Annotated in this window: 16 protein-coding genes and 1 rRNA gene; all 17 read right to left on the bottom strand. The window is 53.1% G+C overall.

The features are described 5' to 3' along the window. A 16S ribosomal RNA gene (locus tag WC317_04045) occupies positions 1 to 414 on the bottom strand; the annotation flags it as partial. A 312-nt stretch (positions 415 to 726) separates the two neighbouring features. Then, positions 727 to 1,920, bottom strand: coding sequence for a tyrosine--tRNA ligase (gene tyrS, locus WC317_04050; GenBank protein ID MFA5339307.1), 1,194 nt, complete (start codon positions 1,918 to 1,920; stop codon positions 727 to 729). 1 nt (position 1,921) lies between these two features. Continuing rightward, positions 1,922 to 3,484 carry a 30S ribosomal protein S1 gene (gene rpsA, locus WC317_04055; GenBank protein ID MFA5339308.1) on the bottom strand — a complete coding sequence of 521 codons (1,563 nt, stop codon included), beginning with the start codon at positions 3,482 to 3,484 and terminating at the stop codon, positions 1,922 to 1,924. A 58-nt stretch (positions 3,485 to 3,542) separates the two neighbouring features. Continuing rightward, on the bottom strand, positions 3,543 to 4,175 hold the full coding sequence (locus tag WC317_04060; protein MFA5339309.1) for a lysophospholipid acyltransferase family protein: 633 nt from the start codon (positions 4,173 to 4,175) through the stop codon (positions 3,543 to 3,545). 3 nt (positions 4,176 to 4,178) lie between these two features. Further along, positions 4,179 to 4,844, bottom strand: a complete 666-nt coding sequence (gene cmk, locus WC317_04065) for a (d)CMP kinase (GenBank protein MFA5339310.1) — start codon at positions 4,842 to 4,844, stop codon at positions 4,179 to 4,181. Continuing rightward, entirely contained in the window at positions 4,841 to 5,683 is an 843-nt protein-coding gene (locus tag WC317_04070; GenBank protein ID MFA5339311.1) for a prephenate dehydrogenase, read from the bottom strand. The genes cmk and WC317_04070 overlap by 4 nt, the downstream gene beginning before the upstream one ends. Next, positions 5,673 to 6,686, bottom strand: coding sequence for a 3-deoxy-7-phosphoheptulonate synthase (gene aroF, locus WC317_04075; protein MFA5339312.1), 1,014 nt, complete (start codon positions 6,684 to 6,686; stop codon positions 5,673 to 5,675). The genes WC317_04070 and aroF overlap by 11 nt, the downstream gene beginning before the upstream one ends. A gap of 1 nt (position 6,687) precedes the next feature. Then, positions 6,688 to 7,779, bottom strand: coding sequence for a histidinol-phosphate transaminase (hisC, locus tag WC317_04080; GenBank protein ID MFA5339313.1), 1,092 nt, complete (start codon positions 7,777 to 7,779; stop codon positions 6,688 to 6,690). A gap of 11 nt (positions 7,780 to 7,790) precedes the next feature. Continuing rightward, positions 7,791 to 8,849 carry a prephenate dehydratase gene (gene pheA, locus WC317_04085; GenBank protein MFA5339314.1) on the bottom strand — a complete coding sequence of 353 codons (1,059 nt, stop codon included), beginning with the start codon at positions 8,847 to 8,849 and terminating at the stop codon, positions 7,791 to 7,793. Then, the gene (scpB, locus tag WC317_04090) at positions 8,731 to 9,456 is read right to left on the bottom strand and encodes an SMC-Scp complex subunit ScpB (protein MFA5339315.1); all 726 of its coding nucleotides are present in this window, start codon (positions 9,454 to 9,456) and stop codon (positions 8,731 to 8,733) included. The genes pheA and scpB overlap by 119 nt, the downstream gene beginning before the upstream one ends. Then, positions 9,443 to 10,246, bottom strand: coding sequence for a segregation/condensation protein A (locus tag WC317_04095; protein MFA5339316.1), 804 nt, complete (start codon positions 10,244 to 10,246; stop codon positions 9,443 to 9,445). The genes scpB and WC317_04095 overlap by 14 nt, the downstream gene beginning before the upstream one ends. Next, the gene (gene trpS, locus WC317_04100; GenBank protein MFA5339317.1) at positions 10,243 to 11,223 is read right to left on the bottom strand and encodes a tryptophan--tRNA ligase; all 981 of its coding nucleotides are present in this window, start codon (positions 11,221 to 11,223) and stop codon (positions 10,243 to 10,245) included. The genes WC317_04095 and trpS overlap by 4 nt, the downstream gene beginning before the upstream one ends. Positions 11,224 to 11,225: 2 nt before the next feature. Beyond that, entirely contained in the window at positions 11,226 to 13,325 is a 2,100-nt protein-coding gene (gene infB, locus WC317_04105) for a translation initiation factor IF-2 (protein ID MFA5339318.1), read from the bottom strand. Positions 13,326 to 13,328: 3 nt separating this feature from the next. Then, positions 13,329 to 14,528 carry a transcription termination factor NusA gene (gene nusA, locus WC317_04110; protein MFA5339319.1) on the bottom strand — a complete coding sequence of 400 codons (1,200 nt, stop codon included), beginning with the start codon at positions 14,526 to 14,528 and terminating at the stop codon, positions 13,329 to 13,331. A 13-nt stretch (positions 14,529 to 14,541) separates the two neighbouring features. Then, complete coding sequence (rimP, locus tag WC317_04115) at positions 14,542 to 15,006, bottom strand: ribosome maturation factor RimP (protein ID MFA5339320.1); 465 nt, start codon at positions 15,004 to 15,006, stop codon at positions 14,542 to 14,544. Positions 15,007 to 15,168: 162 nt separating this feature from the next. After that, on the bottom strand, positions 15,169 to 16,182 hold the full coding sequence (locus WC317_04120; protein MFA5339321.1) for a tetratricopeptide repeat protein: 1,014 nt from the start codon (positions 16,180 to 16,182) through the stop codon (positions 15,169 to 15,171). 205 nt (positions 16,183 to 16,387) lie between these two features. Continuing rightward, complete coding sequence (gene proS / locus WC317_04125; GenBank protein ID MFA5339322.1) at positions 16,388 to 17,704, bottom strand: proline--tRNA ligase; 1,317 nt, start codon at positions 17,702 to 17,704, stop codon at positions 16,388 to 16,390. Positions 17,705 to 17,707: the final 3 nt, after the last annotated feature.

Below are 17,707 nucleotides of genomic sequence, written 5' to 3' on the forward strand. Positions count from 1 at the left end.
CCATTGCAAAAGATCCTCGACTGCAGCCTCCCGTAGGAGTCTGGGCAGTGTCTCAGTCCCAGTGTGGCTGACCGACCTCTCAGTCCAGCTACCCGTCGTCGCCTTGGTAGGCCATTACCCCACCAACTAGCTGATAGGACGTGGGCTCATCTTCAAGTGGCAGGACCTTACGGTTCCCCGCCTATTCTCACAGCACCATGCGGTGCCGTGGTCTTACCCGGAATTAGCACCCGTTTCCAAGTGTTATGCCAGTCTCGAAGGTAGATTACCCGCGTGTTACTCACCCGTTTGCCGCTAATCTAAACCAACTCTCGCAGCCTTGCGGCCACTCAAGTCAATCTAGATTCGCTCGACTTGCATGCCTAAACCACGCCGCCAGCGTTCACTCTGAGCCAGGATCAAACTCTCCAAAAAATAAGAGTTAACCCCAACTTTCTCGCTCGGTTGAACTTGGCTATTCAATTTTCAAAGATCGGAAAATTTAGCAAATAAAAAAGGCATCGAAGACGATGCCTGAATTTACAGGGAAAACTGCATCTTCTCTTTTTTTACTTCATCCAGATCTGTCAAAGAGTTTTTTCAAACTCTTTTTTCTCCTTCCTGGCAGCGAAGTGCAGTTGTAATGCCATACCAAAAACCCGTCGATAAAGCAATACGTCCTTTTGGTAACTGACAAGGATACCATCACAGGAGAAGCTTGTCAAGCTTTTTTTTAGTTATTTTTTCCTACGAAAGATCGACATTCAGGAAATGGCGGCCTATCTTCAGGAGATGGCGCTTGCCGGGCCCGAAAGACGGGCGGGCGGCGTCATTTAGCTTCTCCCCGTCGAGCTTTACGGCCCCCTGCCCCAATAAAGAGAGCAGCTTGCTGCGGGAGTCGATGCCCATGGCCTTGAACTCTTCCCTCGCGCCGTCAAAAACCTGGTTCAGGCTAAGCGGCCCGCCGGAAAGTTTCTTTACCGGAGCGTCGTCCGGGTCCTTCCTTTTCTGGAAAACATCCTCAAAGTTCTTCTTCTCAGCCGCGGCGGCCTCTTCCCCGTGATAATCTTTTACGATGAGATACGCCAAGTTCTTCTTCGCATCCATCGGATGCATAGCTTTGACCTTCTGCATATCCTCATCGGTCAACAGCTCGTAATAGCTGAACATCAGCTCATCCGAGACCGACATCACTTTCCCGAAGATCTCTTTAGCGGTCTCGTTTATGCCGATATAATTTCCGTAGGACTTGGACATCTTCGCAACACCGTCGGTCCCGACCAAAAGCGGCATCGTGATGACGACCTGCGGCTCCTTGCCGTAGGCCTCCTGGAGGTCGCGGCCGACGAGCATATTGAATTTCTGGTCGGTGCCGCCGATCTCGATATCCGCGTCAAGGATCACAGAATCGTATCCCTGCATCAGGGGGTAAAAGAGCTCGAGGAAGCTTATAGGCTTGCCCTCTTTCAGCCTCTTCTGGAAATCATCCCTTTCAAGGAGGCGGGCCACGGTGTAGCGCTGGGCGAGCTGGACGAGGTGCTCGAAACCGAACTTCGCGAACCACGAGCTGTTATGCATGCGCTCGAAGAGTTCCTTATCGCCGGTCTTGAGTATCTTGCTGACCTGTTTTTCGTAGGTCTTGGCGTTCTTCTCTATCTCTTCCTTGGTGAGGACCTTCCTCGCCTGATTCTGGCCCGACGGGTCCCCTACCAGGGCGGTAGCGTCCCCTATAAGGAAGATGACCTTGTGGCCCAGGTCCTGGAAATGCCTCAGCTTCCTTAATAAGACGGTATGGCCGAGGTGGATGTCCGGCGCAGTCGGGTCGAACCCCGCCTTGATGACAAGCTGTTTCTTCTTCTTCAGCTTACCGGCCAAGGCGGATTCGTTTATTATCTCTACCGCGCCGCGCTTAATAATCTCAAGCTGTTTTGCTGTGTCCATTTTAGGCCTTCAGGCTTAAAGCGATCCTTCTTTCCGCATCGTCGACGCGCAGGACTTTGACGGTCACCTTGTCGCCGACTTTATATGCCTCTTCAAGCTTGCCTGTCGCCTCGACCGGGAGCTCGGATATATGGGCAAGGCCCTCGAGGTCCGGAGAGAGTTCGACAAAAAGCCCGAAGTTCGTTATCTTCGTTATCATCCCTTCGGCGACAGTGCCGGGCTGGAACTTCGCGACGAATTCCGGCCATGGGTCCGGCACCAACTGCTTCATACCTAGCGCCAGTTTCCTGTTCTCGGCGTCGACAGACATGACCACCGCGTCTATCTTCTGTCCCTTCTTCAGTACTTCCGAAGGATGGTTGATCTTCCTGGTCCAGGAGATATCGGTATTATGGAGCAGCCCGTCTATCCCCTCTTCCAGCTCTATGAACGCGCCGTAATCGATGAACGAGCGGACCTTGCCCTTGACCTGCGTGCCGACGGGATACTTTCCGGCGACCTCGGTCCAGGGGTTCATCTCGGTCTGCTTGATGCCAAGCGCGATCTTCTGGCTGTCCTTATCTATATTGAGGACTACCGCCTCTATCATATCCCCGATAGCGAGGACTTCGGAGGGATGGCCTATCCTCTTGGTCCACGAGAACTCGGAGATATGGACGAGCCCCTCGATACCCTTCTCGAGCTCGACGAACGCGCCGTAAGGGACGAGGTTCACGACCTTGCCCTTTACCCTGCTTCCCACGGGATACTTAGTGATGACCTGTTCCCACGGGTTCGGCGTCTTCTGCTTGAGGCCGAGAGAAAGCTTGCCGGTCGTCTTATCGAGCGACAGGAGAACAACCTCTATCTTGTCGCCGACAGCGACCAACTCGCTCGGATGGGATATCCTTCCCCATGACATGTCGGTGATATGTAAAAGCCCGTCGACACCGGGAGCTACATTGATGAACGCGCCGAAGTCGGTGATGTTCTTCACGACGCCGGGGATCAATTGGCCCGGTTTGAGCTCTTCCATCATCTTGCCTTTGGCTACGTCCCTTTCCCTGATTATGGCGTCTTTACGGGAAACGACGATGTTCTTCCTGGGCTTGTTGATCTTTACTATGACAAAATTAAGGACCTGGCCCAAAAGCTGGTTCAAGTTGCCGAAGCCCTTTAAGAAGACCTGGCTCGCCGGAAGGAACGCCTCTACTCCGATATCGACCGTGAGCCCGCCTTTTACCTTCTTGGTGACGCGGCCCGGTACCATATCGCCTTCCTTGCGCTCGGCGATTATCTTCTCCCAGACCTGCATGCGCTCGGCCTTCCTCTTCGAAAGGACGACCATGCCCTCGTCATTCTCCTTCGCCTCTATGAGGACATCCAGCTCGTCGCCGACCTTGATCGATTTCGGGTCGTTGAACTCCTCGAACGATATGACGCCCTCCGACTTGTAACCGATATCGATGACAAGGTCCTTCGCCGTGATGCCGATCACCTTGCCTTTTACGATATCGCCTTCCTTTACGTCTTTAAAACTGTCCTCGTAGATCTTGGACATTTCTTCATGATTCTCATCAACCATTTCCGTGTAACTCCCTTCTTTCTTTTGGATTTTTTAGTTCTTATCCCGCTTTGCGGGATTACTGCGTCACTTCTTGCTGCTTTGCTGATTCCCCCAGGCGCTTGATCTCCCCGGCGACGTGATCGGCCAGTTTTTGCGCGGCCTCCTTCTTGTCGCGCGGAAGATCGAGTTTTTTGGGATCGATCAGATCTCCTATATGTACGGCTATTGGCGTACGTATTATGCGTTTCGCGCCCTTGGGCAGGGCCTTATCCGTCCCCTCTATATAAGCCGGCAGAATAGGCGCCCCTGTCATCAGGCTCAAATAACCGATACCGGGCTGGGCTTCCTGCATCTCGCCGGTCTCGCTCCTCGTCCCTTCCGGGAATAGAAAGACCGCCTTACCGGATCTGAGGAGGCGGATCGCGGACTTCATAGCCCCGATATCCCCCTTGTCCCTGTTTACAAGGATCAAATTGCACCTGCCGACCACCTGCTTGAACAACCAGTTATCCGACAAGGTGCGCCTCGCCATAAAACGAAGCCTGCGCGGCGAAGCGGCCGACATAGCCGGCGGGTCGAGATGGCTTACGTGGTTACTGGCCAAGATAAAAGCCCCTTTCTTCGGGATCTTCTCCTGCCCGTAAACCCTGAAACCCATATACATGGAAAGGAACAGCTTGCAAGTATTTCTTACAAGGAAATACATCATTATCTATAAGGCCTTTATAATACTCAGGACTTTATCCACGACGCCTTCTATCGTCAGGTCTGTCGTATCTACCAGTATCGCGTCTTCGGCTTTCTTCAACGGGCCGATAGCGCGGTTGAAATCGCTCTCGTCGCGTATTTTGAGGTCTTTTCTTACTTCCTCTTCGGTCAAGGCGGCGCCGTTCCCGTTCAATTCCTTGTGCCGCCTGCCCACCCTGACGTCAAATGAGGCGTCGATATAAAACTTTTTGTCCGCGTCCGGAAGGACTACGGTCCCGATATCGCGGCCTTCCATCACGGTGCCGCCCTCTTCGCCCAACTTGCGCTGTTTGGCGACCATGCATTCGCGGACAGGTTTCGCGCGCGCGATATATTTGACTTTGTTCGTGATCTCGGGCGTCCTTATTTCGGAGGTCACGTCCTCGCCGTCAAGGTAAACATTCAATGAACCGCTGGACTGCTCTAACTTTATATCGGTCGCCCTTGCGAGCGCGCCGAGTTTCGCTTCGTCGTTTAAGTCCGCTTTTGTCCGCAGCGCCTTAATGGTGAGCGCGCGGTACATCGCCCCGGTATCTATATACAGGAAGCCGAGCCTCTGCGCTACGAGTTTCGCTACGGTGCTCTTCCCTGAACCGGCAGGGCCATCGATAGCGATAACCGGACGCCTCAACTTAGCTTCTCCCTCCTAGCTTTAGAACGCTCGAATTCCCTGCTCAGGCGGGAGGCCGAGCCGCTCTTTATCAGTTTCTTGAGCCTGGCGATATTGCGCTCATATCTTTCAAGCGCCTTTAATATCTCTTTCCTGTTCGTCACGCATATATCGCGCCATATGACTGGATCGCTCGCCGCGATGCGGGTCGTGTCCTTGAATCCGCTCGAGGCGAATTCCAGCGACTTGTCGCTCGCCGTATTGATGATCGCGGCGGCGGCGATATGCGGAAGATGGCTTATCTCCGCGACTATCCTGTCGTGTTCCTCGGGTGATTTTATTACGACCCTCTCCACGCCGAGGGACTTCCAGAACCTGCTCAATTTAGCCAGCGCCGGTCTTTTTGTCTTCTTTGTCTTGGTCATTATGACGATCGAACCCCTGAATAAGTTATCCTGCGCGAATACGATGCCCCGTTTCTCCGAACCGGCCAAAGGATGCGAGCCGACAAAATCCACGCCCTTCGGCAAGATACGTTCAAGCGAGGCGACTATTTCGGCCTTCGTGCTTCCGGCATCGGTGACGATACAGCCTTTTTTCAGGGAACGAGATATCTTTTTCGCAACCCCCGGTATAAGGCAGACCGGAGTGGCTATTATCACCAGGTCGGCGCCGGCGACGCCCCTGACTGCATCGAGCGTCCCTTTATCTATCGCGCCGCGAGCCAAAGCCTCATTAATCGAGGAAGCCCTGTGCCCTACGCCCACCACTGTCCCGGCCAGGCCTCTCTGCTTCAAGGCCTCGCCGATGGAGCCGCCGATAAGGCCGACCCCGATTATCGTCACTTTTTTAAATATCACGCCCGACCGCCTTCGCTACGGCTTTAAGATCTTTCATCATCTTGTCAAAATTATCCGGGACAAGCGACTGAGCGCCGTCCGAGAACGCCTCTTCGGGTTTAGGATGGACCTCTACTATTAAGCCGTCGCAGCCGGCGGCTATAGCGGCCCTGGACAAGGCGGGGACATATCCCCACTTGCCCGCGGCATGGCTGGGATCGACTATGACCGGCAGATGCGTCAGTTTTTTAAGGACCGGGACGGCGCTCAGGTCCAGCGTGAAACGCGTCTGGTCCTCGAAAGTCCTTATCCCCCGCTCGCAGAGCATGACGTTGAAATTCCCGTTAGACAATATATATTCGGCCGACATCAACAGCTCGATTATGGTCGACGACATGCCGCGTTTCAGGAGCACCGGCTTCTTCGATAATCCCACTTCCTTTAATAGATTGAAATTCTGCATATTCCTGGCGCCGACCTGGAGTATATCAACGTATTTCTCGATCAGGGCGATGTCGCGGATATCCATCACTTCGGTTATGACAGGCAGGCCGGTCTTCTCGCGCGCCTCTTTCAGGTATTTAAGGCCTTCCTCGCCTAGGCCCTGGAAACTGTAAGGCGAAGTGCGGGGCTTGAAGGCGCCGCCGCGCAAAACCGAAGCGCCGGCCTTCTTTATATCCTTCGCTATATGGATAAGCATCTCGCGGTTCTCGATAGAGCATGGCCCGGCCATGACCGCTATCTTCTTCCCGCCCACCTTGACCTTGCCGACGTTTATTACGCTGCTCTCGTGCTTGAATTCCCGCGAGACGAGCTTATACGGCGCGAGGATCGACATGACCTTCTCTACGCCGGGAAAGACATCGAGCGGAGTGGAGCGGAGCACGTCTTCCTCGCCTATCAGGCCTATGATGGTGCGCTCGACGCCCTTCGATATCATCGGCTTCAGGCCGAGCGCCTTGACCTTCTCCACTATATGTTTTATCTGTGATTCTGTAGCTTCGGGTTTTAAGACGATTATCATCCTATATCTCCTTCGATACCTTCTTAAAAGCTTCCAAAAATTTCTTGTTCTCTTTATCGGTCCCTATCGTGACGCGGATATAGCTCTCCAGCTTATACGGCTTCATATCCCTGACTATCACGCCGTATCTCAGGAGCTTCTGGAAGAACTCCCAGCTGTCGCGCTTTACGTCCACGAGCACGAAATTAGTCTGGCTCGGGACATACGCGACACCCATCTTATCCAGCGCGCTACAGATAAATTTCTTACCTTTAAGGACCGTCTCCCTGGTCTTCTTCAGGTGATCCGCATCATCGATGGCTGCCTGCGCCGCGACCTGGGCCAGTGAGTTCACGTTAAACGGCTGCCTGATCCTGTTCATGCATTCTATAAGTTCGGCATTCGCAAGGGCGTAGCCGACCCTAAGGCCTGCGAGCCCGTATGCCTTCGAGAAAGTCCGCAGTATAATGAGGTTCTTGTCCTTCAGGTGCCTCATCGTGTCCGGATAATCCTTCGCGTCGACAAAATCATAATACGCCTCGTCCATCACGGCGATGACATTATCCGGGATATTCTCGAGGAATCTCGTTATCTGCTTGTCGCTGATATACGTCCCGGTCGGGTTGTCCGGATTCGCGATAAAGACGAGCTTTGTCTTGCCGTCGATCGCCTTCCGCATACCGTCGAGGTCGTATTTGAGGTTGACGCACGGGACGACTTTTACCTCCCTGCCGTATGCCTCGGTTATCAGCCGATATTCAAGGAACGTGGGATCCGCGATGACAGCGTTCTCGTCCTCATTCATGAATGCCTGGACTATCACGGCTATCAGTTCGTCCGATCCGTTGCCGAAGGTGATGTTCTCCGGTTTTACCTTGAGCTTCTTCGCGAGTTTCGTCTTAAGATAAAAGCAGTTGCCGTCAGGGTAACGGTTCAGGCTTTTGAGCGCCTTGGTTATCGCGGCCACCGCCTTGGGCGAGGGGCCGAGTGAGTTCTCGTTTGAGGCGAGTTTATAGACCTCCTCCAGCAAGAGCTCCCTCTTGACCTCGTCAATCGGTTTGCCCGGCTGGTAGGGCTCTATATTCATTACGCCTTTTTTAGCTAACCTGCTCATCCTCTTCCCTTTTATGGTATCGGGTAAGACCCGAGTATCTTTAAGTTCGTGCAGACGCGCTCAAGTTCTTTAAGCGCCTTCTTTATGGCCGCGTCTTCATGGTGGCCTGTCATATCGACGAAGAAGCGGTACTCCCACGCCCTCTTCTTCGACGGGCGCGACTCTATCTTCGTCAGGTTTATCCTGCTCTTCTTGAATGGCACCAGCATATCGTGAAGCGCGCCGACCCTGTCCTTTACCGCGAACATTATCGACGTCTTGTCCTTGCCGGTCTGCTTGTTCTCGACTTTTCCTATTACCAGGAACCTCGTCATATTATGCGGGCTGTCCTCTATCGAACGCGCGAGGATATTGAGCCCGTAGCAATCTGCCGCGAGGCTAGATCCTATTGCTGCGGCGCCCCTCTCCTTGACCGCCATCTCCGCCGCCTTTGTAGTCGATGAGACCTCTATCAACTCAACGCGCGGCAGGTTCGCTTCAAGCCACATCCTGCATTGCCCGATGACACTCGGATTGGAATATATCTTCCTTATCTGGTCCATCCGGCACTTCGCCAAAAGATTATGCGATATCTCTATCGAGATCTCCGAACATATCTTCAAGTCGGATTCCATGAACATGTCGAGGGTGTAGTTTATCGCGCCCTCGATAGAGTTCTCTATCGGGACGACGCCGTAATCCGCCCTGCCGTGCTCGACCTCGGCGAATACATCCGTGATCGTATTTACCGGAAGGTACCGGACCGACGAACCGAATTTCTTGAGCGCCGCGATATTGGAGAAACTCGCCGGCGGCCCCATATAAGCTATCTTCAGCGGCTTCTCGAGCGCGAGCGAGCCTGACATTATCTCCCTGTATATCGCCTGCAAAGACTCGTTCGAGAGCGGCCCTCCGTTATGCGAGGAGATCCTCTCGTATACGATCCTCTCCCTGTCCGGCGAATATACGGCCTTACTTGCCTTCGCCTTCAGGCGGCCTATCTTCTGGCTTAGGCGCGCCCTCCGGTTGAGCAGGTTGACCAGTTTCGAGTCCAGCAGGTCTATCTGCTTGCGCAACTTCTCCAGTTCCATCATTTACCTCCTGTACCTCCTGGCTTTCCGGTTCAGTGATGCCTTCTTTTGCCAGTCCCTGTTTCAATTCGTTTACATCGATGTCGGCTTCGGTGAATTCGCCGAGCTTCGGCAGCTCGTTCAACGAACTCAACCCGAACCTGTCCAAAAACTCTTTTGTGGTCCCGTAAAGTATCGGCCTTCCCGGCGCGTCCTTCCTGCCGGTTATCCTTATCATCATCCTGTCCGCGAGCGTCTCGACCACGCCGTCTACGTTGACGCCGCGGATGTCCTCTATCTCGGACTTGGTTATCGGCTGGCGGTAAGCTATTACCGCGAGGGTCTCAAGCGCGGGCTTGCTGAGCTTGTCCTTCGACTTGACCCTGTAAAACTTCTTCAAATAATCCACGAACTCGGGCGCCGTGACCATCTGGTAACCGCCGGCGACCTCGTAGACCTTGAAACTCCTGCCGAGCGTCTCGTATTCAGCCATAAGCTCGACGAGGGCGGCCTTTATATCCTTCGTCTCGACTTCCTCGATGACCTCTTTCATCTGCTCGACGGTTATCGGCTTCTCGGAAGCGAAGAGAAGCGCCTCTATTATCTTTTTCAGCTCACTCGATTCCATTCTTAGCAGCCTCCCCTTCGCTTAGCGAAGGACCTTGCCCTTCGCCGGCTATCGCCTTCAGTTTCGGGCTGATCTTGTCCGCGTTTCGGACGACCTCGATCTCGCCGAACATACTGCGCTGCCTTACCGAGACTTCCTTTACCCTTATGAGCTCCAAAAGCGCCAGGAAAGTCGCTATAAGCTCGAGCCTGTTCTTCGATCTCTTGAACAGGTCCCCGAAATTTATTACCGGCTGCTCGACGAGGAGGTGGAATATCTCGTGCACCTTCTCCTCGACCGTGTATTCGTCCTTCACGACCTCGAGGAACGCCTCCCTCGACACCGACTTCAGTATCGTCGAGAAGGCGTTTATAAGGTCGAATATCGACGCCTCGAAATACGGCCCCTCACTCTTGTCGATATACTGCGCCTCATCGACCGAACGCGGGAATACTAAAGACCTTCTCCGTTCCAATTCCGAAAGTTCTCCGGCCGCTTCCTTGAATTTCTTATATTCTATCAGCCTGCGCACGAGTTCCGCGCGCGGGTCCTCTTCTTCCTCTTCGAGCGGCGGCTGTTCATCCGGCGGCAATAAGAGGCGCGACTTTATATGCATCAATGTCGCGGCCATCACGATGAACTCGCCGGCGATATTAAGGTCCAGCAGTTTCATGTACTCGATGTACTGGAGGTACTGCTCGGTGATCTTCGCGATCGGAATGTCAAAGATGTCGGCTTCTTCTTTTTTTATCAGATAAAGCAGAAGGTCGAGCGGACCTTCAAAGACATCAAGTTTTACCTTATAGGTCATATACCGACTGCCTTCTTTACCTCGTCCATTGTGACTCGGGCGAATTCACGGGCTTTCTTGTCGCCTTTCTCAAGGACGGCTTCGATCCCTTTCCTGTCTTTGATAAGTTTATTACGTTTTTCCTGTATAGGCCTCAGGAGCTCGACTATGCAGTCCGCGAGCTTGCCCTTGTCCTCTACACAGCCGATATTGCCGGCCTTGCACTCCTCGGACAGGTTCCCCATCTCTTTGGGGAAGAAAAATTTATAATACGAATATACGTTGCATATGTCGGGATGGCCCGGGTCATCCTTCTTTATCCTCTGCGGGTCGGTTATCATCGACTTTATCTTCTTCTTTACCTCTTCCGGCGTATCCGAGAGGTTGACCGCGTTGCCGTAGCTCTTAGACATCTTCCTGTTGTCCACCCCCAACAACCTCGGCGTGGTGGTCATTATCGCCTCCGGCTCCGGGAATATCTCCTTCTTGTAAAAATGCTTGAACCTGCGAGCTATCTCTCTCGTGAGCTCGAGGTGAGGCAACTGGTCCTCGCCCACAGGGACCGCATTTGCTTTATATATCAAAATGTCGGCCGCCTGTAAGACAGGGTATCCGAGGAACCCGTATGTCGCGAGGTCTCTCCCCTCGACTTCCCTCAGCTGCTCCTTGTATGTCGGGCAGCGCTCGAGCCACGATAACGGCGTTATCGCCGAGAGTATCATATTTAATTCGAGATGTTCCGGCACGTGCGATTGAACGAAGATCACCGACTTGTCGGGATCGAGGCCGCACGCGAGAAAATCCGCGACGTTATCTATCGCGTTCTCCTTCATGGCGGATGGATCAGCATACTCACTCATCAGCGCATGATAGTCCGCCACCATGTAGAAGCAGTCGTATTCCTCCTGCATCTCGACCCAGTTCTTAAGCGCGCCTGCCAGGTGCCCCAGGTGTAATTTCCCGGTCGGGCGCATCCCGCTTAAGATGCGTTTCTTCATCCTTACAATTTCCTCGCTGTCTTTTTCAACTCATATATCTCTATCACGTCGCCGGCGTTTAGGTTGCTGAAGTTCTCGAGGGATATGCCGCACTCGAAGCCTTCTGCGACCTCTTTGACGTCATCCTTGAATCTCTTCAATGAGGCTATCTTCCCTTCGTATACCTTGTCCTTACCCCTCCAGAGGCGGCACAACGCGCCTCTTATCGCCTTGCCCTTGGCAAGGAAGCAGCCGGCTATCGTTCCGGCCTTGCTGACCTTGAAGACCTGCCTGACGTCGGCGCGGCCCATGAAGACCTCGGAGATCGTCGGCTCGAGCATACCTTCCATGGCGCTCTTTATGTCGTTGATCGCCTCGTAAATTATCCTGTATAACCTGACATCGACCTCCTCGAGCTTCGCCTTCGGCGCGGCCTCGGGCGTAAGGTCGACGTGGAATCCGATTATGATGGCGTTCGAAGCCGCGGCAAGCATGACATCCGATTCGTTTATGCTGCCGACCGCGGAATGTATGACGTCGAGTTTTATGTCTTTCGTCTCGAGGTTCTTGATCGATTGTTCGAGAGCCTCGGCCGAACCCTGCACGTCGGCCTTGAGGATGACTTTTAACTCCTTTGCCTTCCCTTCCTTGACCTGCTGGGAAAGTTCCTCGAGGGTTATCCTCTTTACAGGCTGCAAGTGCGTAGCTTTCGCGACGTCCAGGCGCCTGTTGACGATCTCCCTCGCGGCCTTCTCATCGGCCACTACGAAGAAGACATCGCCGGCCTCGGGTACGCCGGCAAGGCCCAATATCTCTACGGGTTTTGACGGCGGCGCTTCATTTATCCTGTGGCCGAGGTCGTTTATCATAGCCCTGACCTTGCCGTAATGCTGTCCCGCGACGACCGTATCGCCGGGGCGCAGCGTGCCTTTCTGGACGAGGACGGTAGCGATAGGCCCGCCGCCCTTCGATATCCTTCCCTCGATGACGACGCCCTTCGCCGCCCTGGTCGGGTCGGCCCTGAGCTCGAGCATCTCGGCTTCAAGCAGGAGCATCTCCAAAAGCTCGTCGATACCCTTGCCGGTCTTCGCCGAGACGCCGATGGCAATAGTCTTGCCGCCCCAGTCCTCGGTCATGAGGCCTATATCCATCAACTGTTTCTTGACCCTGTCCGGGTTCGCTTCCGCCTTATCTATCTTATTCATCGCGACGACTAACGGCACTCCGGCCGCTCGCGCGTGGTCTATGGCTTCTTTTGTCTGGGGCATGACACCGTCATCCGCCGCGACGACCAAAATTACGATATCAGTCGCCTGCGCGCCGCGCGCCCTCATGGCTGTAAACGCTTCGTGTCCCGGAGTATCTAAAAATGTGATATGGCCCTTTCCGACAGCCACTTCATACGCGCCGATATGCTGGGTGATGCCGCCGGATTCCTGCTCTGTGACACGGCTCTTCCTTATCGCGTCGAGCAGAGACGTCTTGCCGTGGTCGACGTGGCCCATCAACGTGACTACCGGCGCGCGGAAGACCATTTTGGTCTTGTCCTCGACGTCGAGAGTCTTTGTAAGTTCTTCTTCCTTCGTCAGGGGTTTCTCGAATTCAAATCCGTAATCGGCGGCGATAAGGCTGGCGACATCGTAATCGACCGCCTGGTTTATCGTCGCCATGACTTTCTGCCTCATGAGTTTCATTATCAACTCATTGGGCTTGGCGTTCAATTTCACGGCGAGGTCTTTTATGGTTATGGGAAATTTACACTCTATCTTAACGGGTTCTTTTTTTACAGGAGGAGCCGGGGGAACTATCGGAGCTATAACTTCAGGCTTTAGGGCCGTTTTTTCTTCCGGCTTCGGGGCCGGCTTGGGCGCTTCGACTTTCGGCTCAATTTTTGGCGCAACCGGAACGGGCTTTATAACCGGTGCAGGCTTGGGAGCCTCAATCTTCGGTTGCACAGGCACGAGCTTTACAACCGGCTTCGGGGCCTCAACTTTGGCCTTAACAACTTTCTTTTCCTTGGCCGGAATCTCTGGCTTGACTTTCTTAACAACGGCCTTTGGTTTTGCGGCAGCCTTGACCGGTTTCTTTTTTACTTCTTTCTTCTCTTCTTTAGCCTTCTTCATATTTTATTTTGCCAGCCCCTTCGCGCTTTTTAATATTTTTTCTGCTGTTTTCTCGCCTATGCCTTTTATCTTGGTAAGTTCCTCTACGGAGGACGCGGCTATCTTCTCTATTGAATCAAGGCCGGCTTCCTCAAGCAACCCTTTGGTCTTCGGCCCTACTCCCTCGAGCGATGATATATCCGGAACTCCCTCTTTCTCTTCTTTTCCCGCTGCTTTCGCTTCTTCCGGCTCCGCTGCCTTCTTCTCTGCCGCGGGCGCCCCTTCAAGGAGCGCAACCTTCGGCTTGATATCTATCTCCCATCCGGTCAGCTTCGATGCCAGCCTGACGTTCTGGCCTTTCTTGCCGATGGCGAGGCTCAGCTGGTCGTCATCGACCGTGACCTGCGCCCGTTTCGCCTCTTTATCGAGCTTTACCGTCGATATCTTCGCCGGATTAAGCGACGCCAATATATACTCTTTTGTATCGTCGCTCCAGCGGACGATATCTATCTTCTCGCCCTGCAGCTCCTTGACTATATTCTTGACGCGCGAACCTCTCATCCCGACGCACGCGCCGACGCAGTCTATCTTCTCGTCTTTCGAGAATACGGCGATCTTCGTCCTGTCGCCGGCTTCCCTTGAAATGGACTTTACCTCGACTATACCCTCGTATATCTCGGGTATCTCGAGCTCGAAGAGCTTCTTTATAAGGCCGGTATTGGCGCGCGATAAGACTATTTGCGGGCCCTTGCCGGTCTTCTTTACCTCGACGACATATGCCTTTATGCGGTCGCCCTGCCTGAAATTCTCTTTCGATGACTGCTCGCTCTTCGGGATGAAGCCCTCGGTCTTGCCGAGGTCCACGATTATATTTCCCTTCTCGAACCTGTATACCGTGCCGGTCACGACGCTGCCGACGCGGCTGGTGTAATCGGTGAATATGACGTCGCGCTCGGCCTCGCGGATCTTCTGGATGATGATCTGCTTGGCTGTCTGCGCGGCTATGCGGCCGAAGTCCCCGGACTTTACCTCTTTCCCGCCCGAGAATACCGTTACCTCGCCGGACTTCCTGTCCATCTTTACCTCGACCTCCTCAGTCTGGGAGCCGAGCGCCTTCTTTGCGGCGCTGACCAGGGCGCTCTCTACGGCCGCTATCAGTACCTCGCGGTCGATGCCCTTTTCCCTCTCTAAGTGGTCCAAAACCGATAATAGTTCTCCGTTCATATCTTTTCCTTTTCTAAAATTCGAAGTGAAGCTTCGCTTTCGCTATCATGTTACGGGGGATCGTCACCTCACCGCCCGTCGGAAATTCTAACTTTATGCTCTCCTCGCCTACCCACTTCAGTTTCCCGGTGAACTCCCTCTTGTTATCTACCGGGCCGTAAGTAACCACAAATATATCCTTGCCTATCGTCCGCTCGAAATCGCTCGTCTTGACGAGCTTCCTGTCGAGGCCCGGCGACTGCACTTCGAGCAAATATGGACCGTCTATCGGGTCCGCTTCGTCTAGGATGCCCGCTATTTTACGGTTCAGGGCACCACAATCGCCGACCGTTATCCCGCCGGCCTTATCGACCGTAAAGCGCAGGACCATGCCCCCCGTCTCCCTGCGGTAAGTCAGGTCGACCAGTTCTATGCCCGCTCCAGACAGCAGCGGCGCGGTAAGTTCACTTACCTTTTCCAGTATAACTTTCTCTTCCATGGCTATTTAGGGCTGTTTTCCGGAAAAAGACAACAAAAAAAGCGGGTAGTTTTTTACCCACTTCTCCTTTTAAAAAGTGGCGCTAAATGTAAAGTTAGTATACTACGACGAGGCTATGGTGTCAAGGGGATTTTTGGGTGAAAAAAGCTATGCGGACGTTCCCTATTTAATCCCTTGCTGTTTATACTGCCGCGCCTTGTCCTTGTATATTTTGGCTTTTTCGGTTTCACCGTCTTTTGCGTACATCTCGCTCAAATAATAGTAACACTCATAACAGACGGAACCCATCTCCGCCGCAGTTTCAAACGACTCTTTCGCCAAAGAATACCTTTCCGTCAGGTAATACGATATGCCTATGTTATCCCAGGCATCCACGTCATAGGGATTAAGTTCAAGGGCCGCGGAATAGTCTTTTATCGCAGATTCGTTATCGCCTTTCAGGAAGTAGCCATATCCCCGGTTATTATAGGCGGCGTCATCATACGGGTTTTCCATTAACAATTTGTCGTACTCGGATATCCCCCTGTCGATATCCCCTTTATTCAAATAGGCGCTCGCGCGTTCAAAACGCGCCTTGTAGTATTTTGGGGATAAGCTCAGCGCGCTGTTATAATTCGCGATGGCTTTTCCGTATTCCCCTTTAGCGTTGTATGCGTTTCCGCGGCGATAAAAAGCGCGGGCGTTATCGGGCTCGAGTTCGATTATCTTCGTAAAATCCGCTATCGCTTTGTCATGATCGCCGATATCCGCGTATACCATACCGCGGCCTTCATAGACCATAATAAAGTTGGGGCTGATCTCCAGAGCCTTAGTGTAATCGGCAAGGGCTTTCTCGGAATCGCCCTTATTGAGATATGCGGAACCGCGGTCCAAATAGAGGTTCGGGTATTTAGGATTAAGCTCTATCGCGTAGTCGTAGTCCCAGATCGCGCGGTCGTAATCACCCAATTTAAGGAATGCGTTCCCCCTCTGTTTGAAGGCATCGGCAAACTGTGGGTTCATCTGGATGGCTTTGGTGAACTGCAGGATGGCGTGGTCGTAATTCTTCCTGTTATAATAAACCATGCCCTTGTTAAAATGCTCACGGGCGGTCAGATTCTCATCTATCTCGTATTCCGCATAGCAATTACAAGCTATCGAGGATATGGCTAAAGCGAATATAAGTATTATTTTCATGGATACCATTCCGCCTCGAAACGTTTTTAATACCATGAGAAAAAAATACCTAATTCAAAAGTGTCAGGGACGTGTCACTTTGGAACACTCCACATTTTGCGCTTTATTCTCTTCAGCGGGTGACTGCCGACGGAGCCCTTGGCCGCGAACCATAGTGAGCGGGCGAGGTGCTCGGCAGGCAGGACCCGCCTGGATTACTTTGCTGTTACGCTTTCAAAGATTCTTTGACTATCTGTACCGCTTTATCTATTTTGACTACTTTGACTTCTTTCGTCTTGCGGTCTTTGATCTCTACTTCGCCGTTGGCGATATTCTTTTCACCTATGATTATTTGTATCGGGAAGCCGATGAGGTCGGAGTCTTTGAACTTTACGCCGGCGCGTTCGGGGCGGTCGTCGAGGATGCATTCGATTCCGGCGGAGGTCAGCTCGGCGTATATCTTCTCGGCTGCCTCCATCGAAGCTGTGTGAGCGGTGTTGAGCGGGAGTATTGCGACTGTGTAGGGCGCTATCGATTGGTGCCAGATGATGCCGTCCTTGTCGTGGCTCTGCTCGATGAGCGCGGCGATTATCCTGTTTACGCCGATGCCGTAGCAACCCATTATATATATTCTTTCCTTGCCGTCCTCGCCGAGGAAATTGGCGGACATCGCCTTTGAATATTTGGTTCCGAGCTTGAATACGTGGCCGACTTCTATCGCCTGTTCAAGCTTTATCTCGGTGCCGCACTTAGGGCACTTGTCACCCTTGTCTATCTTCTTGATATCGTCGAGAGTCTCTATCTTGAAATCCTTTTTGACGTTAAGATTCAACAGGTGCTTATCCAGGCTCGCCGCGTAGCCGCATTTCGGGCAATGGGCGAGCGTATCTTCGCCGCTCTCGGATAATACCATGAACTCGTGCGAAACGTCGCCGCCCATCACGCCGGTATCGGCCTCTACAGCGATGAATTTCAGGCCGCAACGCGTGAATATTGCGCAATAGGCGTCATACATTTTTTTATAATTTTCATCGAGGCCTTTGATGTCGCGGTCGAATGAATAGGCGTCCTTCATTATGAACTCACGCGAGCGCAAAACGCCGGAGCGCGGGCGTATCTCGTCGCGGAATTTGACCTGTATCTGGTAAAGTATGAGAGGCAGTTCTTTGTAGGACTTGACACTGCCCCTGACGAGGTCGGTTATTATCTCCTCGTGGGTCGGGCCAAGGATAGTCTCCTTGCCATGGCGGTCGATGAACTTTATCATATCTTCGCCTAGGGCGGTGTATCTTCCGGATTCCTTCCATAATTCGGAGGGCTGGAGCGCGGGCATCAGGATCTCCTGCGCGCCTTTGGCGTCCATCTCCTCGCGGATTATATTCTCTACTTTGTTAAGGACGCGCCATCCGAGCGGCAGGTATGTGTAAGCGCCTGCGGTGAGCTTGCGGATAAGCCCGGCGCGGATCATAAGCTTGTGGCTTATTATCTCCGCCTCTGCCGGGTCTTCTTTAAGTGTCGGGATCAGTGCCTGGGTCCATCTCATGTT

The organism is Candidatus Omnitrophota bacterium, assembly GCA_041653595.1.
In the GTDB taxonomy this organism is placed as follows: domain Bacteria; phylum Omnitrophota; class Gorgyraeia; order Pluralincolimonadales; family Pluralincolimonadaceae; genus Pluralincolimonas.